This window comes from Microvirga sp. KLBC 81 (assembly GCF_003075415.1).
Taxonomy (GTDB): Bacteria; Pseudomonadota; Alphaproteobacteria; order Rhizobiales; family Beijerinckiaceae; genus Microvirga.
Genome location: NZ_QDAH01000002.1, coordinates 205828 through 223249 on the forward strand (window position 1 = coordinate 205828; position 17422 = coordinate 223249).

16 protein-coding genes are annotated in these 17422 nt (G+C 62.8%); 9 read left to right on the forward strand and 7 right to left on the reverse strand.

Features of this window, described 5'->3' with window-relative positions; genetic code table 11:
• Positions 1 to 83: 83 nt before the first annotated feature.
• The 6 genes from DC522_RS02565 to DC522_RS02590 all read right to left on the reverse strand — a co-directional run bounded on the left by DC522_RS02565 (position 84) and on the right by DC522_RS02590 (position 7193).
• Positions 84 to 998 (reverse strand): DMT family transporter, encoded by a 915-nt coding sequence (locus tag DC522_RS02565; protein ID WP_245443921.1) that lies wholly within the window; start codon positions 996 to 998, stop codon positions 84 to 86.
• A 79-nt stretch (positions 999 to 1077) separates the two neighbouring features.
• Positions 1078 to 1626 (reverse strand): GNAT family N-acetyltransferase, encoded by a 549-nt coding sequence (locus DC522_RS02570; RefSeq protein ID WP_116527182.1) that lies wholly within the window; start codon positions 1624 to 1626, stop codon positions 1078 to 1080.
• 45 nt (positions 1627 to 1671) lie between these two features.
• Positions 1672 to 3609: a potassium transporter Kup gene (locus DC522_RS02575; protein WP_116527119.1), complete on the reverse strand. Its 1938-nt coding sequence runs from the start codon at positions 3607 to 3609 to the stop codon at positions 1672 to 1674.
• 289 nt (positions 3610 to 3898) lie between these two features.
• Positions 3899 to 5170 (reverse strand): flavodoxin-dependent (E)-4-hydroxy-3-methylbut-2-enyl-diphosphate synthase, encoded by a 1272-nt coding sequence (gene ispG, locus DC522_RS02580; protein ID WP_116527120.1) that lies wholly within the window; start codon positions 5168 to 5170, stop codon positions 3899 to 3901.
• Positions 5171 to 5406: 236 nt separating this feature from the next.
• On the reverse strand, positions 5407 to 6051 hold the full coding sequence (locus DC522_RS02585) for a methyltransferase (protein ID WP_116527121.1): 645 nt from the start codon (positions 6049 to 6051) through the stop codon (positions 5407 to 5409).
• Positions 6048 to 7193 carry a glycosyltransferase family 4 protein gene (locus DC522_RS02590; RefSeq protein WP_116527122.1) on the reverse strand — a complete coding sequence of 382 codons (1146 nt, stop codon included), beginning with the start codon at positions 7191 to 7193 and terminating at the stop codon, positions 6048 to 6050. The genes DC522_RS02585 and DC522_RS02590 overlap by 4 nt, the downstream gene beginning before the upstream one ends.
• A gap of 105 nt (positions 7194 to 7298) precedes the next feature.
• Between DC522_RS02590 and DC522_RS02595 the strand changes: the two genes are divergently transcribed.
• The 7 genes from DC522_RS02595 to DC522_RS36790 all read left to right on the forward strand — a co-directional run bounded on the left by DC522_RS02595 (position 7299) and on the right by DC522_RS36790 (position 12980).
• Entirely contained in the window at positions 7299 to 7628 is a 330-nt protein-coding gene (locus tag DC522_RS02595; protein ID WP_116527123.1) for a SemiSWEET family sugar transporter, read from the forward strand.
• A 28-nt stretch (positions 7629 to 7656) separates the two neighbouring features.
• Positions 7657 to 8826, forward strand: a complete 1170-nt coding sequence (locus DC522_RS02600; RefSeq protein ID WP_116527124.1) for a DNA topoisomerase IB — start codon at positions 7657 to 7659, stop codon at positions 8824 to 8826.
• A 59-nt stretch (positions 8827 to 8885) separates the two neighbouring features.
• On the forward strand, positions 8886 to 9221 hold the full coding sequence (locus DC522_RS02605) for a hypothetical protein (protein WP_133239215.1): 336 nt from the start codon (positions 8886 to 8888) through the stop codon (positions 9219 to 9221).
• Between the two features lie 75 nt (positions 9222 to 9296).
• On the forward strand, positions 9297 to 10175 hold the full coding sequence (locus tag DC522_RS02610) for an MBL fold metallo-hydrolase (RefSeq protein WP_116527126.1): 879 nt from the start codon (positions 9297 to 9299) through the stop codon (positions 10173 to 10175).
• Between the two features lie 175 nt (positions 10176 to 10350).
• Positions 10351 to 11787, forward strand: a complete 1437-nt coding sequence (locus DC522_RS02615; protein ID WP_116527127.1) for a cytochrome ubiquinol oxidase subunit I — start codon at positions 10351 to 10353, stop codon at positions 11785 to 11787.
• Positions 11788 to 11799: 12 nt separating this feature from the next.
• The gene (cydB, locus tag DC522_RS02620; RefSeq protein ID WP_116527128.1) at positions 11800 to 12849 is read left to right on the forward strand and encodes a cytochrome d ubiquinol oxidase subunit II; all 1050 of its coding nucleotides are present in this window, start codon (positions 11800 to 11802) and stop codon (positions 12847 to 12849) included.
• A complete protein-coding gene (locus tag DC522_RS36790; RefSeq protein ID WP_256369827.1) occupies positions 12849 to 12980 on the forward strand; it encodes a hypothetical protein in 132 nt (43 codons plus the stop codon). Before cydB ends, DC522_RS36790 begins: the two co-directional genes overlap by 1 nt.
• Here the strand turns inward: DC522_RS36790 and DC522_RS35345 are convergent, their stop codons facing one another.
• The gene (locus tag DC522_RS35345; protein ID WP_205769471.1) at positions 12981 to 13829 is read right to left on the reverse strand and encodes a hypothetical protein; all 849 of its coding nucleotides are present in this window, start codon (positions 13827 to 13829) and stop codon (positions 12981 to 12983) included. It lies immediately after the preceding gene.
• A gap of 339 nt (positions 13830 to 14168) precedes the next feature.
• Between DC522_RS35345 and DC522_RS02630 the strand changes: the two genes are divergently transcribed.
• A complete protein-coding gene (locus tag DC522_RS02630) occupies positions 14169 to 16004 on the forward strand; it encodes a type I secretion system permease/ATPase (RefSeq protein ID WP_245443923.1) in 1836 nt (611 codons plus the stop codon).
• The gene (locus DC522_RS02635) at positions 16005 to 17327 is read left to right on the forward strand and encodes an HlyD family type I secretion periplasmic adaptor subunit (protein ID WP_116527129.1); all 1323 of its coding nucleotides are present in this window, start codon (positions 16005 to 16007) and stop codon (positions 17325 to 17327) included.
• Positions 17328 to 17422 lie beyond the last annotated feature (95 nt).

Sequence of the window (17422 nt, forward strand, 5' to 3'; positions counted from 1 at the left end):
AGCTCCAGTGCATTCTGAAACCTCCTTCGAGACGGATTGCTGACGCAATCCTCCTCAGGATGAGGGCGGTGGTGTGATGTGTCTTATGCGCTCGCCGATTGCCGGCTCCTGAACCAGCGCGGCAGCTTCATCTCGCTGACGATCACGCCGGCAACGATCAGCGCTGCGCCGATCAATGCAGCGGCAGGCAGCCGCTCGCCATAGATGCGGCCGACGATTCCGGCCCATACAGGCTCGCCCGCATAGATCACCGTGGCGCGCGTGGGCGACACCGTCTTCTGCGCCCAGTTCATCGCGAGCTGAATGCCGGCGCTGGCAAGCCCGAGACCGACAGCGCTGAGGATGAGAAGCCATGACGGTTCCGGCAGCGGCTCACCGAGCGGCGCCATGAGGCCGAGCGCGAGAAGAGACGTCGTCGCGAGCTGCACGACGGTGACGCGGCGCGCATCGACCTTTCCGGCGAAGCCACCGATGAGGATGATCTCGGCCGAGATGGCGATGGAGGAAAGGAGCGTCAGCAATTCACCGAGACCAAGGCCGATGGAGGTTCCATCGGGACCTGCCAGCAGCGCGAGGCCGATGAAGGCGAAGGCGACGCCCGTCCAGGCCATGATGCCAGGCGGCTTCTTCAGCACGAGCCATTGCAGCAGCGGCACGATGGGCACATAGAGCGCCGTGATGAAGGCCGATTTGCTGCTGGGGATGTATTGCAGCCCGCAGGTTTGCAGCGTGTAGCCTAAGAAGATCGCGATCCCGATCATCACGCCCGCCTTGATCTCCTTCCACGTCAGCCCGCGCAGCACCGGCGCGGCGATGAGCGCCATCATCAGGGCGGCGGTGCCGAAGCGAAGACCGACGAAGAACAACGGTCCGCTCACGCTCAGAGCGAGTTGGACGGTAAGGAAGGTTGCGCCCCAGATCATCGTGACGGCCACCAGCACAGCCTCGCTGCGGCTGAGGGTGAAGGCAGGGGTGGACGAAGAAGGAGCGGTGCTCAAGAGAGAAGTCCTCGGCGGAAAGAGCGTCGGTTAGGAGCAATCTCTCCCCTGGTCAAGGCAGTCGGATGGTGACGGGCGATCAGCGCGCGTGCGTGGGCACCCAGAAGGAGAGCTTCCGATGGCCCGGCCGCGTGAGATGCGGGAAGGTGCCATCCGGAATGCCGCCATTGGCGAGGATCACTTTGCGAGAGCCTTCGTTGTCGTCGTCGCAGGTGATCTGAACCCGCGCAAACCCCTCTTCATGAGCGACAAAGAGAACCTGTCGCAGGGCCTCGGTCGCATAGCCGCGCCGTTGCTTCCAAGGCACGATGGAATAGCCGACATGGCCGTAGGATGTGGGAGTGAGTTCCTTCACGCCCCACTCGAAGCGGAAGCTGATGCGTCCGCAGAATTCTCCATCGCTGATCCAGAAATCATGCGCGGGTAAACGCGGCACGACACGTCCGTCAGGCTGGCGGACGGTCGTGCTGTTGCGGAGTTCGTGAAGAAAGCGCTCGGGATCGGCCCTCAGCGCCATCAGCTGCTGAGGGCCGTTGTTGCTGTCCGCATTGGGAGACCAGCCTTGTATGAGCGCCTGCTCATAGGCCGGCAACCATTCGAGGCATGGGCGAAGGAGCGTGATCGTCATGCCGGGAAGCTGCCACTCCGGAGATGGAATGGCAACTTGCAAGCGTTACACAGTGACCTGAGTGCCCACTTCCACCACGCGGCCGGTGGGGATCTGGAAGAAGTCGGTGGCGTCGCTCGCCGACTTCGCAAGGCTGATGAACACCTTGTCCTGCCAGAGAGGCATGCCGGACTGGCTGGCCGGGCGGATCGAGCGTCGCGAGAGGAAGAACGACGTCGCCATGATGTCGAACTTGAAGCCCTGCTTGCGCAGGATCGCGAGACCGCGCGGGATATTCGGAGTCTCCATATAGCCGTAGCTCAGGCGGATGCGCCAGAACGAGTCGCCCACATGCTCGATGGCGACGCGGTCCTCGTCCTCCACACGCGGAATGTCCTCGCTGCGAACGGTGAGAATCACGTTCTTCTCGTGCAGCACCTTGTTGTGCTTGAGGTTGTGCAGAAGGGCCGCGGGTGCGGTGTCGGGATCGCTCGTGAGGAAGACGGCGGTGCCCTTCACCCGGTGCGGCGGGCTCTTCTCGAGCATCTGCACCAGTTCGAGCAGGGGCACGTCGATCTTGCGGGTCTTCTCGAAGAGGATGTTCGTGCCCTTCACCCAGGTCCACATGGTGACGATGAGAACCGAGGCGAGGATGATTGGCACATAGCCGCCCGTGAACAGCTTCAGCAGGTTCGCGCCGAAGAAGGCGAGATCGATGAAGAGGAAGGGCAGCATCATCGCGAGCGTCAGGCCCGGCGACCAGCGCCAGCCCTTCCAGATCACGATGATGGCGAGGATCGCATCCACCGACATCGATCCGAACACGGACACGCCGTAAGCGTGCGACAGGTTGCTCGACGAGCCGAAGATCAGGACGAGCACGATCACGCCGAACAGCAGCATCCAGTTGACGCGCGGCAGATAGATCTGGCCCTGGTGGGTTTCCGACGTGAAGCGGATCTCGAAGCGCGGCAGAAGACCGAGCTGGATCGCCTGGCGGGTGAGAGAGAACGCACCGGTGATCACGGCCTGGCTCGCGATGATCGTGGCGAGCGTCGCCAGGATGATCATGGGCACCAGCGCCCATTCCGGGACCAGATGGAAGAGAGGCGACTCGGCCGTCTCGGGATGGGCAAGCACCATCGCGCCCTGGCCGAAATAGTTGATCACGAGCGCCGGGAAAACGAGATAGAGCCACGCGCTGCGGATCGGCTTTGCACCGAAATGGCCGAGGTCCGCGTAGAGTGCTTCGGCGCCGGTCACCGACAGACAGACGGCACCCAGGACGGCGAGCGAAACGGCCGGATGGTTGATGAAGAAGCTGATGCTGTGAAGCGGGTTGATGGCGGTGAGAACCGTGGGGTCGTCGGCGATATGCATTGCGCCCGCGATGGCGAGAGCCGCGAACCAGACGAGCATGATGGGGCCGAAGAAGGAGGCGACCTTGCCCGTTCCGCGGCTCTGGACGATGAAGAGGGCGGCCAGAATTCCGAGCGTGATCGGCACCACGTAGGATTCGAGGTCAGGGGCGACGAGCTTCAGGCCTTCCACCGCGGAAAGAACCGAGATGGCGGGGGTGAGAACCGCATCGCCATAGAAGAGGCCCGCGCCCATGATGCCGAGCGCAAGCACGAGGCCGCCTCTGTGTCGGACGGCGCGCTGCGCCAGAGCGACGAGGGTCAAGGTTCCGCCTTCGCCCTTGTTGTCCGCGCGCAGCAGGATCACGACATATTTGATGGTCACGACCAGAACGAGCGACCACAGGATCAGGGACAGGACGCCGAGAATGACATCGCGCGTCAGAGGTTCACCTGCGGAAGCCGCGGCAACGGATTCCTTGAAGGCGTAGAGCGGGCTCGTGCCGATGTCGCCGAACACGACGCCGATGGCGCCGAGCATGAGTGTCCAAAAACCCCCGGGGGTATGGGCATGAGCTTCGGGGAGGGTAGCCTCCGGAGCTGCGGAATCCGCGTGCCCGGGAGCGACAGCTTGTTGTTCTGCCATGTGTGCTTTTCTGCTGCGGATGGCCCGCGGGCGGCCCTTGTTCCAAGTCACTCTGCAATAACGACGAAGGGCGGCCCCTTCTCTGAGCCTCGGACCCGAAAGTGGATACCACTTTTGGGATCCATCCGATGCTCTCTTCCTCAGGGAGCGCATCGTTTAAGTGGAAAACCGGATCCACTTTTCCACACGATGCGCTGGTGAGTGCAGCGGCCGTCACTGCCGGCGCGGCGGCTGTCTAGCATATCGCGCCTGAGCTTAAAACGGAATTTCGATCAGGGTTCCATGCACCTTATTCGGCGGCATCGCGCCCCGATTGACCATAGGTCTTCTCGATATAGTCGAGCACGATCTTCTGGAAGTCCTGAGCGAGCGTCGGGCCGCGTAATGTCATAGCTTTCTTTCCGTCGATGAAGACGGGCGCGGCCGGCTGCTCGCCCGTGCCGGGGAGCGAAATGCCGATATTGGCGTGCTTCGACTCGCCGGGGCCGTTCACGATGCAGCCCATCACGGCCACGTTCAGATTCTCGACGCCGGGATAGGTGCGCCGCCACGCGGGCATGGAAGAGGAAATCCAGTTCTGGATATCCCGCGCCAGCTCCTGGAAGACGGACGAGGTGGTGCGCCCGCAGCCCGGACAGGCCGCGACCAGAGGCACGAAGGTGCGGAAACCCATGGTCTGGAGCAATTCCTGAGCCGTCTTCACCTCGATCGTGCGGTCGCCGCCCGGTTCGGGCGTGAGGGAATAACGGATCGTATCGCCGATGCCCTGCTGCAGCAGGATGCCGATGGCCGCGGAAGAGGCCACGATGCCCTTCGTCCCCATGCCGGCTTCGGTGAGGCCCAGATGGATCGCGTAATCGGAACGGCGGGCCAGTTCCTGATAGACGGCGATCAGGTCCTGCACCGCCGAGACCTTGGCGGATAGGATGATGCGGTCCTTAGCGAGGCCGATCTCTTCCGCACGGGCCGCGGAGAGTAGGGCGGACTGGATCATCGCCTCTCGCGTCACCCAGCGCATGTCGCGCGGGTTCGCGGAAGCAGCGTTCTCGTTCATCAGGTGGGTGAGAAGCTCCTGGTCGAGAGAGCCCCAGTTGGCACCGATGCGCACGGCCTTGCCGTACCTGATCGCCATTTCGACGATTGTGCCGAACTGACGGTCCTTCTTCTCCTTGAAGCCCACATTGCCGGGGTTGATGCGGTATTTGTCGAGGGCTTCCGCACAGGCCGGATGATCGGCGAGGAGCTGGTGGCCGATATAGTGGAAATCGCCCACGAGCGGCACCGACAGCCCAAGCCGGTCGAGCCGCTCGCGGATCTTCGGCACCGCTGCCGCGGCCTCGTCCCGGTCCACCGTGATGCGCACGAGTTCCGAACCGGCCCTGCTGAGCGCCGCCACCTGGGCGACGGTGGAATCCACATCCGCCGTATCCGTGTTGGTCATCGACTGGACGACGATCGGCGCGCCGCCACCGACCATGACGGAGCCGACCCGCACACCCACCGTGCGGTGGCGCGGGGCGGGGCCTGCGAGGCTCTCAGGGGAAGGGGACATCAAAGACATGCTGCAATCCACGGCGGCCGTTCGGGATCAGGCCGTCGCCGTTTAGCTGATGCCAAAAGCCTTTCCCGTCAAGCGCGGCATGGTCAACAGGCCGGCAGGAGCGGTCTTGAATCAGCAATGGGCGCAGCGGCCAGCAGGCGCGAGAACCTCAAGCGACGTCCTGAGGGGGCATTGCCGCAATCCGCTCACAGATTTTGCTCTCCTGCAACGGTGTCTGCCGTAAGCTATTGGTATCTTTACCGAAATTCCCAGACGCTGGTCTTCTTGATCTCGGCATCTTCCAGGGTCCGCGTGACCGGAACCTCGTAGACCTCAAGCCTGTCGAGCCGCTCCTTGGGAAGGTAGCTGCGGCCCGGATCGCCGATGAGAACGGTGGCGCCTCTCCGGCTCAGGGCGAACAGCCAATCCGTGACCCGCTCCGCGAGATCGCGCTCGTAGCAGATGTCGCCTGCCAGAACCGTGTCCCATCCCAGATCCTGCCCGATCAAATCCGCCTGAACGGGCGTGACGGTGACGCCGTTTGCCTCGGCGTTGAGCCGGATTGCGGCGATGGCGAAGCTGTCGATATCGCAGGCGGCGACCTCGGCGGCGCCCGCCTTCATGGCTGCAATCGCCACAAGGCCCGAGCCCGATGCGAAGTCGAGAACGCGTCGTCCGCGCACGGTTTCCGGGTGGTCGAGGATGTAGCGGGCCAGTGCCTGTCCACCGGCCCAGGCGAAGGCCCAGAAGGGCGGAGGCAGGCCGATCTCGCCCAGCTCCTCCTCCGTACGCTGCCACAGCTCCGTCGCCTCGTCGGCCACGTAGAGAGAGAGTTCCGGCGTGTGAGGCACGGGCAGAAGCCGTGTCTCGGCGCGGATGAAGGCTTTAGGATCGACGATCATGGGCTCAGCATCGATGCGTAAAGCCTTTTGACGCTATCCATCACGTCCCGTTCCGTAAAGCCATCGAGAACGCGGGCGCGCGCTGCTTCGCCCATGCGCGCAACGAGCGCCGGATCGGTGGCAAGCGACAGGAAAGCGTCGCTGAGAGCCGCAGCGTCGCTGGGCGGGACAAGGAAGCCCTCCACGCGGTTGCGCACCAGGGTGCGGCAGCCGGGAACGTCGGTGGTGACGATCGCACGTCCGCAGGCGGCCGCTTCGAGGAGCGTGCGAGGAAGGCCCTCGCCGCCCCGGGAGGGCAGGCAGGCGACATGATGATCGCGCCACACGGAGGGGATGTCCCGGGTCGCGCCATGCCAGGAGATGCCCGGTTCCGCGCTCCAGGTCTCCAGGGTTTCTTCCGGAATGGCCTTTGGATTCGACGGGTCGGGCGCCCCATAGAGGGAGAGCTCGATGGCCGCTCCTTGCGCCCGAGCCGCGCGCAAAGCCTCGACGGCGAGATCGACGCCTTTCGACCAGAGCATGCGGGCGACGAGGGCAATCCTCAGCGGCGGCTGCGGGGGCAGGGGAGAGGGCTCAAGGGCCTCAGGGTCGATACCCGCGCCTCCGATAACGGTGACGTTGAATCCTGTCGGATCGAGGCCGAGGAGCCTGGGGTCGTCCGTGTTCTCGAAAAGATACCGCGTCTTCGCGGTTTCGAGGCTACGGACCAGCAGCCGCACGGCACGTTGCGACAGGCGCCCGATCCGGTCGGTTCTCGCGCCCAGGAATCCAAGGCCTGTGAGCGCGTAGACCCGGCGGCCGATTCCGGCGAGGGTCGCGGCAAAGCCTCCGACCAGGATGCTCTTCAGTGCGATGCAATGGACGATGTCGGCCTTCTCGTCCTTCAGGATCGCGGCGAGCTGGCCTGCGGCATAGCCGGCTTTCATGGGGTTGATGCTGCGCCGTTCGGCCTCGAGCGGAATCACCCGCGCACCCGTGGCCTCGACGACCTCTCGATGCGCACGCACGCGGGTGACGACCGCAACCTCAAGCCCCAGCTCGCGCGCGGCCCGCGCCATCGGCAGAAAATGCGAGGCGAAGAACCAGTCCTCGGTGACGATGAAGACGAGCTTGCGGCCCGAGAGGTTGGGAAGATCGGACAAGGGGAACCTTAAATGAAAGAGCCGTGCCGTTCTAACGGTCCAGACCCTTCGAGGGAACCACCCATTTCGTGAGCCCGTTGCACTCGGCCCGGAAAGGAGGCGTGAATGAGTGAGTGGTTGCCGACGATCCTGGCGACAATGGCGGGGATTCTGTCCACGGCGAGCTTCGTCCCGCAGGTGCTCAAGGCCTGGCGTGAGCGCGATACGGCGGCGATCTCCAAGCGGATGTACATGGTGACCGTCACCGCCTTCGTTCTGTGGTCGACTTACGGCTTCCTCATCGGCGCCATGCCGCTCATCGTCTTCAACCTGCTGAGTCTGGCTTTGAGTGGCACCATCCTTGCCCTGAAGATCCGTAACGACCGGCAGGATGCCCGTGCGGGGAGAGATGCGTCGGCATCACGCAGGGAACCGGGCATGGCGCAGCCCGGTTGACCCTCTGCTTTTCAAAGCAAGGCGAACCATGCTGCTGGACCCGAACTCCTCCAACGACACGATCGTCGATCCGCGGGACGCCGCCGAAACGGCGGGGTTGACTTATGTCTCCGACGAGGAGCCCGGCATCCGGCGCAAGAAGTCCGGCAAGGGTTTCACCTATCTACGTCCCGACCAGAAGAAGGTCGAGGACAAGGCGACGCTCGATCGCATCAAGTCGCTCGCCATTCCGCCCGCCTATACGGATGTGTGGATCTGCCCCAAGGCGAACGGTCACATCCAGGCGACGGGGCGTGACGTGAAGGGGCGCAAGCAATACCGCTATCATCCTGCTTTCCGTGAAGTGCGGGAGAGCACGAAATACGAGCGCATGCTTGAATTTGCCAAGGGCCTGCCCGATATCCGCAAGACCATCGACGAGCATATGAGCCGGCGTGGCCTGCCGCGCGAGAAGGTGCTGGCGACGGTGGTGCATCTTCTCGAAAACACGCTGATCCGCGTCGGCAACGAAGATTACGCCAAGCAGAACAAGAGCTACGGTCTCACCACCCTGCGCGATCCGCATGTGAAGGTGGATGGCAGCGAGCTGCGCTTCCAGTTCAAAGGCAAGAGCGGCAAGACCTGGAAACTGCAGGTGAAGGATCGTCGTGTCGCGAAGATCGTGAAGGCCTGCCAGGATCTGCCGGGGCAGGATCTGTTCCAGTATCTGGACGAGAATGGCGAGCAGCAATCGATCACGTCCTCGGACGTGAATGCTTACCTGAAAGAAATCACGGGGCGCGACATCACGGCCAAGGATTTCCGGACCTGGGCGGGCACCGTGCTCGCCGCTATGGCCTTGTCTGAATTCGAGCAGTTCGACAGCGAGGCCAAGGCGAAGAAGAACATCCGCGCGGCCATCGAGCAGGTCTCTGCCCGCCTCGGCAACACGCCCACGATCTGCCGCAAGTGCTATGTGCACCCGGAGGTGTTCTCCTGCTATCTCGAAGGCAGCCTGCTTCTGGAGATCAAGGAGGAGATCGAGACCGAGCTGCGCGAGGATCTGCCGTCCCTGAGGCCGGAAGAAGCGGCGGTGCTGACCCTGCTGCAGGAGCGGTTGTCCCGTGAGGTCGAGCAGCAGGCGACGGAGCCCGCGAAAGGCCGTCCCGCAACGGCGGCCAAGAAGCAGGGCACAGGTCAGCCCGAGATGCGCGCGTGACACCTTGACCCTCATCCTCCTCCATGCTCCATCCCATCGGCGATGAAGGTGAGGATAGGATGGGCCGCACGATCACAGCACTTGTCGTTCCCGTATTGATGCTGGCTGGCTTGAATGTCGGCGCCTCTGCGCAGGAGCCGAGCTGGCCCGAGGTCAAATGCGCCCGCTACAAGAAGGCATGGTCCGAAGCTCTCTCGCGTACGGGCAAGAAGGGGCTGGGGCAGGAGTTCCTCGACCGGCACGAAGCCTTCCTGTCCTCCGGCTGCACGACGAAGGCCGATGTGTGTCCCCGGTCCTCCGAGGAATTGGCGCTCGCGAACATGATGGTGGTCGCCGCCATGAATGCCGGAACCGCGAGCACGTTCCCGCCGTTCGCCTGCCGCAAGGAACGTTAAGAGCGGCTGCGGATTCGAACATTCTCTTTAGCTCCGGCGTTAGGGTTTCGCTCCATCCCGGCAGCGAGGCTCTCCATGCGCATTCATCATCTCAATTGCGGCTGCATGTGCCCTCTGGGTGGAAAGCTCTGGGATGGCGTGAGCCGGGGTCTGACCGGACAACTCGTGTGTCATTGCCAGCTGATCGAGACGGACCGTCACGGACTTGTCCTCGTCGATACGGGGATCGGCTCCCGCGACGTGGAGGATCCTTACGAGCGGATCAGTCCGCTTTTCGTCCACGTCAATCGCATCCAGCTGGATCATCGCTACACCGCCCTGGAGCAGGTCAAGAGCCTGGGCTTCTCTCCCCGGGATGTGAGGCACATCGTTCTGACGCATCTCGACTTCGATCATGCGGGCGGCCTGGAGGATTTCCCCGAGGCGACGGTGCATGTGCTGCGCGCCGAAGCCGAAGAGGCCGAGGTGCGCCGAGGCTTCATTCATCGCCGTCGCTACCGTCCGGAACAATGGGATGGCGTACGCGACTGGCATTTCTATGATCCGTCCGGGGAAAAATGGTTCGGTTTCGGCTCCGTGCGCGATCTCGACGGCCTGCCGCCCGAAATCCTGATGATTCCGCTGCCCGGTCATACGATGGGCCACGCCGGCATTGCCATCGACACGCCGGAAGGCTGGCTGCTCAATGCGGGCGATGCTTATTTCCATCGTCATGAGATGGACGAGGAGCCGTCCTGCACCCCGGGGCTCCTTGCCTATCAGCGCCTGATGGAGGAGGACCGGCCCCTGCGCCTCCACAACCAGGAGCGCCTCAGAACCCTGGCCAACGACCCTCACAGCAACGTGAGAATCTTCTGCAGCCACGACCCCGTGGAACTCGAAGCCTTGCAGCGCCTCAGTACAGGATGGCGGCCGCTGAGGGCTGAATCCATTCCTTATATGCATTACTCCTAATACACCGGGCCTCTGGTCCCAGCATCCCTGCCGCCCTAAAAGCAGGGCAGGACGTCAGCGCATCGTGCGGACCTCCGGTTCGCCCCAAGCGATGCGCTCATCATAGGAGAAGCATCGGACCGATCCCGAAAGTGCCTTCCACTTTTCTCGTCCGATGCTTTGAAGGGGAAGCGGTATGGAACTCGATGCCCTGATGCTTTCGCGCATCCAGTTTGCGTTCACGATTGCGTTCCACATCATCTTTCCGGCCTTCACCATCGGTCTGGCGAGCTGGCTCGCGGCGCTGGAATTCAACTGGCTGCGCACGGGCAACCCGCTCTACCGCAACCTCTTCCGTTTTTGGGTGAAGGTCTTTGCGGTGTCCTTCGGCCTTGGCGTCGTGTCGGGCATCGTCATGAGCTATCAGTTCGGCACGAACTGGTCGCGCTTCTCCGAATTCACCGGCAATGTGTTGGGCCCTGTCATCGCCTATGAGGTGATTACCGCTTTCTTCCTTGAAGCTGCCTTCCTCGGCATCATGCTCTTCGGCTGGGAGAAGGTAGGTGATCGCCTGCATTTCTTCGCCACCTGCATGGTGGCCCTCGGCACGCTGATCTCCGCCTTCTGGATCCTCTCCGCCAATTCGTGGATGCAGACGCCGGATGGATTTGCCATCGAGAACGGCAAGGCGGTGCCCGTCGATTGGTTCAAGGTCGTTTTCAACCCGTCCTTCCCGCTGCGTTATGCGCATATGGTGCTGGGCTGCTACATTACCACGGCTTTCGCGGTGGCTGGGATGTCCGCCTGGATGTTGCTTCGTCATCCGCACGATGCGCCGGAGGCAAAGCTCGCGGGCTCGCGTCGCTCTCTCTCGATGGCTCTTTGGTTCGCCGCCATCTTCGTGCCGGTCCAGATCGTGATCGGCGACCTTCATGGCCTGGGCGTGCTGGAGCATCAGCCGACGAAGCTTGCAGCCATCGAAGGCAACTGGGATCGCATGTCCAACATGCCGCTGCGCCTCTTCGCCATTCCCGACGAGGAGGCGGAAACCAATCATTACGAGATCGCTATTCCGAAGATCGGAAGCTGGGTTCTGACCCATGCCTATGACGGCGTCGTGCTGGGTCTCAAGGAAGTGCCGAAGGAGGATCGTCCGCCGGTCTGGCCCGTCTTCTTCTCCTTCCGCATCATGGTGGGCCTCGGCTTCGCGATGCTCGGCATCGGCCTGTGGAGCCTCTATCTTCGTTTCAAGGGCACGCTGTTCACGAACAGGCCGTTCCTCACCGCCACGATGCTCATGACGCCCTCAGGCTTTGGCGCGGTGCTCTTCGGCTGGTTCACCGCCGAGATCGGCCGCCAGCCCTTCGTGGTCTATGGCCACTTGCGCACGGCGGATGCGGTGTCGCCCGTGGCCGCGGGCGCGGTGACGGCATCGCTTCTCACGTTCTTCGTCGTCTATGCCTTCATCTTCGGCTTCGGCTCCTATTATCTCGCCAAGCTCCTGCGGCGTGGACCCGATCCGGTCGAGGATATCCGCGGCGACGATATTTCCAAGAAGCCGAAGCGGCCGTTCTCCGTGCCGGATGAAGGAATCGAAGGCAGGCCCGGTCACCGGGCGCAGCCGGCGGAATAGGAGGGTGAGGGCATGTTCGGGTTTGGCAACGAATACGAGGGCCTCGCCTTCTGGCTGCCGCTGATCTGGGCGGGGCTGATCGCGGTGGCGGTGGCCATGTATGTGATCGTCGACGGCTTCGATCTCGGCGTCGGCATTCTCTTCAAGGCCGCGCGCAGCGAGAACTGGCGCGACCGGATGATGTTCTCCGTCGCTCCCATCTGGGACGGCAACGAGACCTGGCTCATCCTCGGCGGCGGCGGCCTCTTTGCCGTGTTCCACGTCGCCTATGCGGTGCTCATGCCGGCGCTCTATGTGCCGATCATTCTCATGCTGATCGCGCTGATCTTTCGCGGTGTGGCCTTCGAATTCCGCTTCAAATCGGAGCGTTCGAAGTTCCTGTGGGACAATGCTTTCTTCTTCGGCTCGCTGCTCGCGACCTTCTTCCAGGGCATGGTTCTCGGCGCCTTCGTGCAGGGCTTTGCCAATGATGGCCGCCAGTTCACCGGCGGCACGTTCGATTTCCTCACTCCTTTCAGTGTCGTCACCGGCATCAGCCTCATCTGCGGCTACGGACTTCTCGGCTCCACCTGGTGCGTGATGAAGACGACGGGTGAATTGGAGATCTGGGCGCGGCGCATGGCGGTTCGCTTTCTGATCGCAACGATCATCGCCATGGGCGTCGTGTCGCTGTGGGTGCCGTTCCTCGGGCGGCAAATCGAAACGCGCTGGTTCTCCTGGCCCAACATTGCGTTCCTCGCTCCGATCCCGCTGATCACGGTCTATACGGCCTATCGGTTGTTCCGCGATCTGGAAGTCGGGCGGCATTACAGGCCCTTCTTCCTCGCGATCGCGCTCTTCCTGCTCGGCTATCTCGGCCTCGGCGTCAGCCTCTTCCCGTTCAACGTGCCGCCGAACCTGACGATCTGGGATACGGCCAATACGGTGAACTCTCAGCTCTTCGCGCTTGTGGGATTTGCCATCGTGCTGCCGATCACTTTCGCCTACACGGCCTATGCTTATTACGTGTTCCGCGGGAAGGTGGCCGAGGAAATCCAGGGCGGCGGCTACGGATATCATTGATGCAAGCCGATACCCATCGTCCGCCGGAGAGGCGTATCAAACGCCTTTTCTGGTTCGTGCTGATTTATCTCGTGAGCCTCGCGGCTTTCGCCGCTCTCGTCTATGGCCTGAGATTCATCATTCCGCATTGATCAGCGGTAGGTGCTGATAAGACCCTTGTCAGTCACTACGACCCAGCGGCCACCCCGGCGCTCGATGGCTTCCACGCGCCCGACTCCCGGGATGACATTGCCGGGCATCACCTCATAGATGCCGCGATTGCGGCTCTCCACGAGAGCCGAACCGTTATAGACCTCGCGCAGCACCCAGCCCTCGACCGGTTCGGTCCTGGCCTGCTTCGCAGCGGGGGCGCTCTCGCGCTCGGACTCGTTGGCAGGGGCTGCCGCCGTCGCGGCAGGCTTGCTCGCGCTCAAGCCGTTCAGGCTCGCCATGATCTGGCTTTCCATGCGGTTGAGCCGTTCCTCAAGAGCAGACAGTTTCTTCCCGGGCTCCTGGATCGCAATGGCGAGGCGATCGACCTTTTCTGCGAGCTTGGGTTGGTCAGAGGCCTTGGAGATGGATGCGGTATGCGCGACGTCCCGGGCCGCCGCCATGGTGCTCTTCAGGGCCGCCAGATCATCCGTGAGCTTGGACAGGATCTCCTGGCTGCGCGCGGTTTCGGCCTCCATGCGGTGAATGGCCTCCCGATTGGCCAAGGTCCCCATATAGGAGGCAAGCCATCCGGCACCGATCAGCAGGACAGCCGTCGCGGCCTGCGTCAGAAAGGAGCTTCTGGAAGATGACGCAGCGGCAGGAGCTTCCTGGTTTGTGCTTTCCTCCTGAGCAGGCGTAGGCGTCGGCATCAGACCCTGGCGGGCACTTCTGACGGCTTCGGCCAGAGCCGCGCTGGCGGCCGGGTCGATCTGGACAGGGCCCGCTGCCGGTTCGCCGGTGCGACCATGGTCCGCAGGGAGAGGGCAAGAGAGATTGATCGAGTCCATATTGCGACCTCATTTGTGGGTCACATCTGCTTAACCATCAAATTTTACTAAATAGTTACGTTAGGGAGAGGGTCACGTTACGTTCCCTCTCCGAATGGAGGGCAAGAAAATCTTGCCTAAATGTTGCCAAGAGTTTTAGTTGACATAGATACATGAAATAGGGTTACAACAGAAGTGGCGTAACGGAAGGCGCCGACTTTGGGGGCATCTCATATCCATAAGAGCCATGAAAAAGCCGGGCGCTTCTGCCTGGTCCTGCTAAGATATGCTTTTATGGTCCAAAGCCCGACATCGAAGCCATCGCAAGATGGCAAACGCCATGCTAGGATATAACCGTGCATGGCGGCACTGCAGCTGAACGATGTGCCGGGCAACCGGACCATCGATGGAAAGAAGATAATGAAGCAGGCATCGAGACATCGGGAAGAGAGCACGGAGGTCCAAGACGCTCTGAAATCGTGCTTACCTTCTTTTACCAGTGTGGCTGGCTTTTCGGCCGTCGTGAACATCCTGGCGCTGACCGGTTCGATCTACATGCTGCAGGTCTATGACCGCGTGCTGTCGAGCCGGAGCATCCCGACCCTGATCGGTCTCTCCCTCATCGTCCTGGCAGCCTATGCCCTTTCGGGCGGCCTCGACATGCTGCGCGGCAGGATGCTGGCGCGCATCGGCGCCCGCTTCGACGAGATCCTCGCGCCCCGCGTGTTCGATCTCGTTGCGACCATGCCGCTGAAGGGCGCCAAGCAGGCCGAGAGCATGCAGCCGATCCGTGACGTGGACACGATCCGCGGCTTCCTTTCGAGCCTCGGCCCCACGGCTCTCTTCGACATGCCCTTCATGCCGATCTTCCTCATCGGCTGCTTCATGATCCATCCCTGGATCGGCGTCTTTTCCGTCATCGGCGGCGTGTGCATCATCTTCCTGACGATCTACACGGACGCCAAGAGCAAGGAGCCGTCCCTGCAGGTGACGAAGAGCGGTGCCGAGCGCCACGCCATCGCTGAGACCAGCCGCCGCAATGCGGAAGCCATCCGGGCGCTCGGCATGCTGAGCTTTCTTGGCAAGCGCTACGACGAGGTGCATGTCCGCCACGTCAATGACGGCCTGGCCGCCAGCGAATCTTCCGCCGGAATCAGTGCCTTCGCCAAGGTGTTCCGCATGATTCTCCAGTCGGGCATCCTGGGTCTTGGTGCTCTCCTGGTGATCGAAGGGCAGATGTCGGGCGGCCTCATGATCGCAGGCTCGATCCTGATGTCCCGCGCTCTCGCGCCCATCGAAATCGCCGTGGCCCACTGGAAAGGCTTCACCGCTTCCCGTCAGGCCTACCGTCGTCTCCAGCACATCATGACCCTGGTTCCGCCGCAGGGAAAGCGCATGCCGCTGCCTGCTCCGAAAGCAGCCGTCTCGGTGGAAGACGTCTACATCGCCGCTCCGGGAGCTCAGTTCCCGATCGTCCAGGCCGCCTCGCTAAAGCTTCAGGCCGGCCAGGGTCTGGGCCTGATCGGCCCCAGCGCCTCCGGCAAGTCGACGCTCGCCCGCGCCCTCGTCGGCGTGTGGCCGGCCATGCGCGGCGAAATCCGCCTCGATGGTGCGGCGCTCGACCAGTGGGAGGCGGATGCTCTCGGCCGCCACATCGGCTATCTGCCGCAGGACGTGGAGCTGTTTGAAGGCACCGTTGCCGAGAACATCGCGCGCTTCCAGCCGAAGGCCAAGCCGGAGGACATCATCTCCGCGGCGAAGGCGGCCGGCGCTCACGAGCTGATCCTCAACCTGCCGGACGGCTACGATACGGTTCTCGGTGAGGCCGGCGCCTCCCTCTCGGGTGGTCAGCGCCAGCGTGTCGCCCTGGCCCGCGCCCTCTACGGCAATCCGTTCATGGTCGTGCTCGACGAGCCGAATGCCAGCCTCGACGGCGCCGGCGACGAGGCGCTCAATCAGGCGATCCTTTCGGTCCGGCAGCGTGGCGGTATCGTCGTCGTCATCACCCATCGTCCTGCCGCTCTCGGACAGGTCGATCAGGTCGCCATCATGGAAGAGGGCCGCATCAAGGCCTTCGGCCCGCGGGACGAAGTCCTGCAGAGCGTGATGAAACGCAATACGGTCCCGGCGCAGACCCCGACGGTACGGGTGCAGCCGGCGCAGGCGCAGGCCTCGAACCTGCGGGAGGTTGGTTAAATGATCGTCCTACAGCAGCCTCAGAAGCCTTCGCTGCACGAGAAGGTTCTGCGTCAGTCGAGCGTTGCCGGCGTGGCCATGATCGCATTGTTCGCCGGCACGATCGGTCTGTGGGCCGCCACCTCGACCCTGTCGGGTGCGGTCGTCGCCGGCGGTCAGTTCGTGGTCGACAGCAGCGTCAAGAAGGTTCAGCACGCCACCGGCGGCATCGTCGGCGAGCTGAAGGTGAAGGATGGCGAGCGCGTCAAAGCGGGCGATCTCCTGGTCCGTCTGGACGAGACGGTGACCCGCGCCAATCTCCAGGTGGTTGCAAAGCAGCTCGACGAATATATCGGTCGCCAGGCGCGCCTCGAGGCCGAGCGCGACGGCGCCTCCGAGATCAAGATGCCGCCGGAGTTCGCCAATCGCCTCAACGATCCGGCCGTTCAGAAGATCATGTCTTCTGAGCGTACCCTCTTCGACGCGCGCCGCGCCACGCGCGATGCGCAGAAGGATCAGCTCAAGAAGCGGATCGCCCAGTCTCAGGATGAGATCAAGGGTCTGAGGGCTCAGCAGGAGGCGAAGGCCCGCGAGGCGGCGCTGATCACCGAGGAGCTCAAAGGCGTCCGCGAACTCTACCAGAAGAACCTGGTGCAGCTTCCGCGCCTGAACGCTCTCGAGCGTGATGCCGCCAGCATCGAAGGCCAGCGTGGCCAGCTGATCGCATCCGTGGCGCAGGCGGAGAGCCGCATTGCCGAAACCTCGTTCCAGATCATCCAGATCGACGAGCAGATGCGCGCGGAAGCCATGCAGGAATTGCGCGAGATGCAGAGCAAGATCGCCGAGTACACGGAGCGTCGCGTCGCGGCTGAGGATCAGCTGAAGCGTATCGACATCCGCGCCCCCAGCGACGGTTATGTGCACCAGCTGAATGTCCACACCATCGGTGGCGTCATCTCGCCGGCCGAGCCTGTCATGCTCATCGTTCCGACCAACGAGAAGCTCGAGCTCGAAGCCAAGGTTCTCCCTAACGAGATCGATCAGGTGAAGATCGGGCAGAAAGCGACCGTGAAGGTGCATGCTTCGAATGCGCGCAACATGCCTGACCTCCATGGCACCGTCAGCCGCATCTCGGCCGACGTATCCCGCGACCAGCAAACGGGTGCGACCTTCTACACGATTCGCGTGGAGCTGCCGCAGGACGAGATCAAGCGCCTTGAAAACCTGCATCTGATCGCCGGCATGCAGGCAGAGGTCTTCGTCGAGGTCAACGAGCGCACGCCTCTCGAATACTTCTTCAAGCCCATGAAGGACCAGATCGCCCGCGCCTTCCGCGAGCACTAAGTCCTTCGGAGTTTACCCTTCAGACCGCAGCCGATCCCGTGTCGGCTGCGGTTTTTTATTGCCTGACGAGCTCCCGGCAGGAGCCCAAAACCTAG

Coding starts and splice junctions, on each gene's coding strand:
- DC522_RS36790 (WP_256369827.1), top strand. CDS start 12,849: ATGCAAGCCGATACCCATCGTCCGCCGGAGAGGCGTATCAAACGCCTT.
- ispG (WP_116527120.1), bottom strand. CDS start 5,170: ATGTCTTTGATGTCCCCTTCCCCTGAGAGCCTCGCAGGCCCCGCCCCG.
- DC522_RS02610 (WP_116527126.1), top strand. CDS start 9,297: ATGCGCATTCATCATCTCAATTGCGGCTGCATGTGCCCTCTGGGTGGA.
- DC522_RS02585 (WP_116527121.1), bottom strand. CDS start 6,051: ATGATCGTCGATCCTAAAGCCTTCATCCGCGCCGAGACACGGCTTCTG.
- DC522_RS02570 (WP_116527182.1), bottom strand. CDS start 1,626: ATGACGATCACGCTCCTTCGCCCATGCCTCGAATGGTTGCCGGCCTAT.
- cydB (WP_116527128.1), top strand. CDS start 11,800: ATGTTCGGGTTTGGCAACGAATACGAGGGCCTCGCCTTCTGGCTGCCG.
- DC522_RS02575 (WP_116527119.1), bottom strand. CDS start 3,609: ATGGCAGAACAACAAGCTGTCGCTCCCGGGCACGCGGATTCCGCAGCT.
- DC522_RS02595 (WP_116527123.1), top strand. CDS start 7,299: ATGAGTGAGTGGTTGCCGACGATCCTGGCGACAATGGCGGGGATTCTG.
- DC522_RS35345 (WP_205769471.1), bottom strand. CDS start 13,829: ATGGACTCGATCAATCTCTCTTGCCCTCTCCCTGCGGACCATGGTCGC.
- DC522_RS02630 (WP_245443923.1), top strand. CDS start 14,169: ATGGCGGCACTGCAGCTGAACGATGTGCCGGGCAACCGGACCATCGAT.
- DC522_RS02600 (WP_116527124.1), top strand. CDS start 7,657: ATGCTGCTGGACCCGAACTCCTCCAACGACACGATCGTCGATCCGCGG.
- DC522_RS02615 (WP_116527127.1), top strand. CDS start 10,351: ATGGAACTCGATGCCCTGATGCTTTCGCGCATCCAGTTTGCGTTCACG.
- DC522_RS02605 (WP_133239215.1), top strand. CDS start 8,886: ATGGGCCGCACGATCACAGCACTTGTCGTTCCCGTATTGATGCTGGCT.
- DC522_RS02635 (WP_116527129.1), top strand. CDS start 16,005: ATGATCGTCCTACAGCAGCCTCAGAAGCCTTCGCTGCACGAGAAGGTT.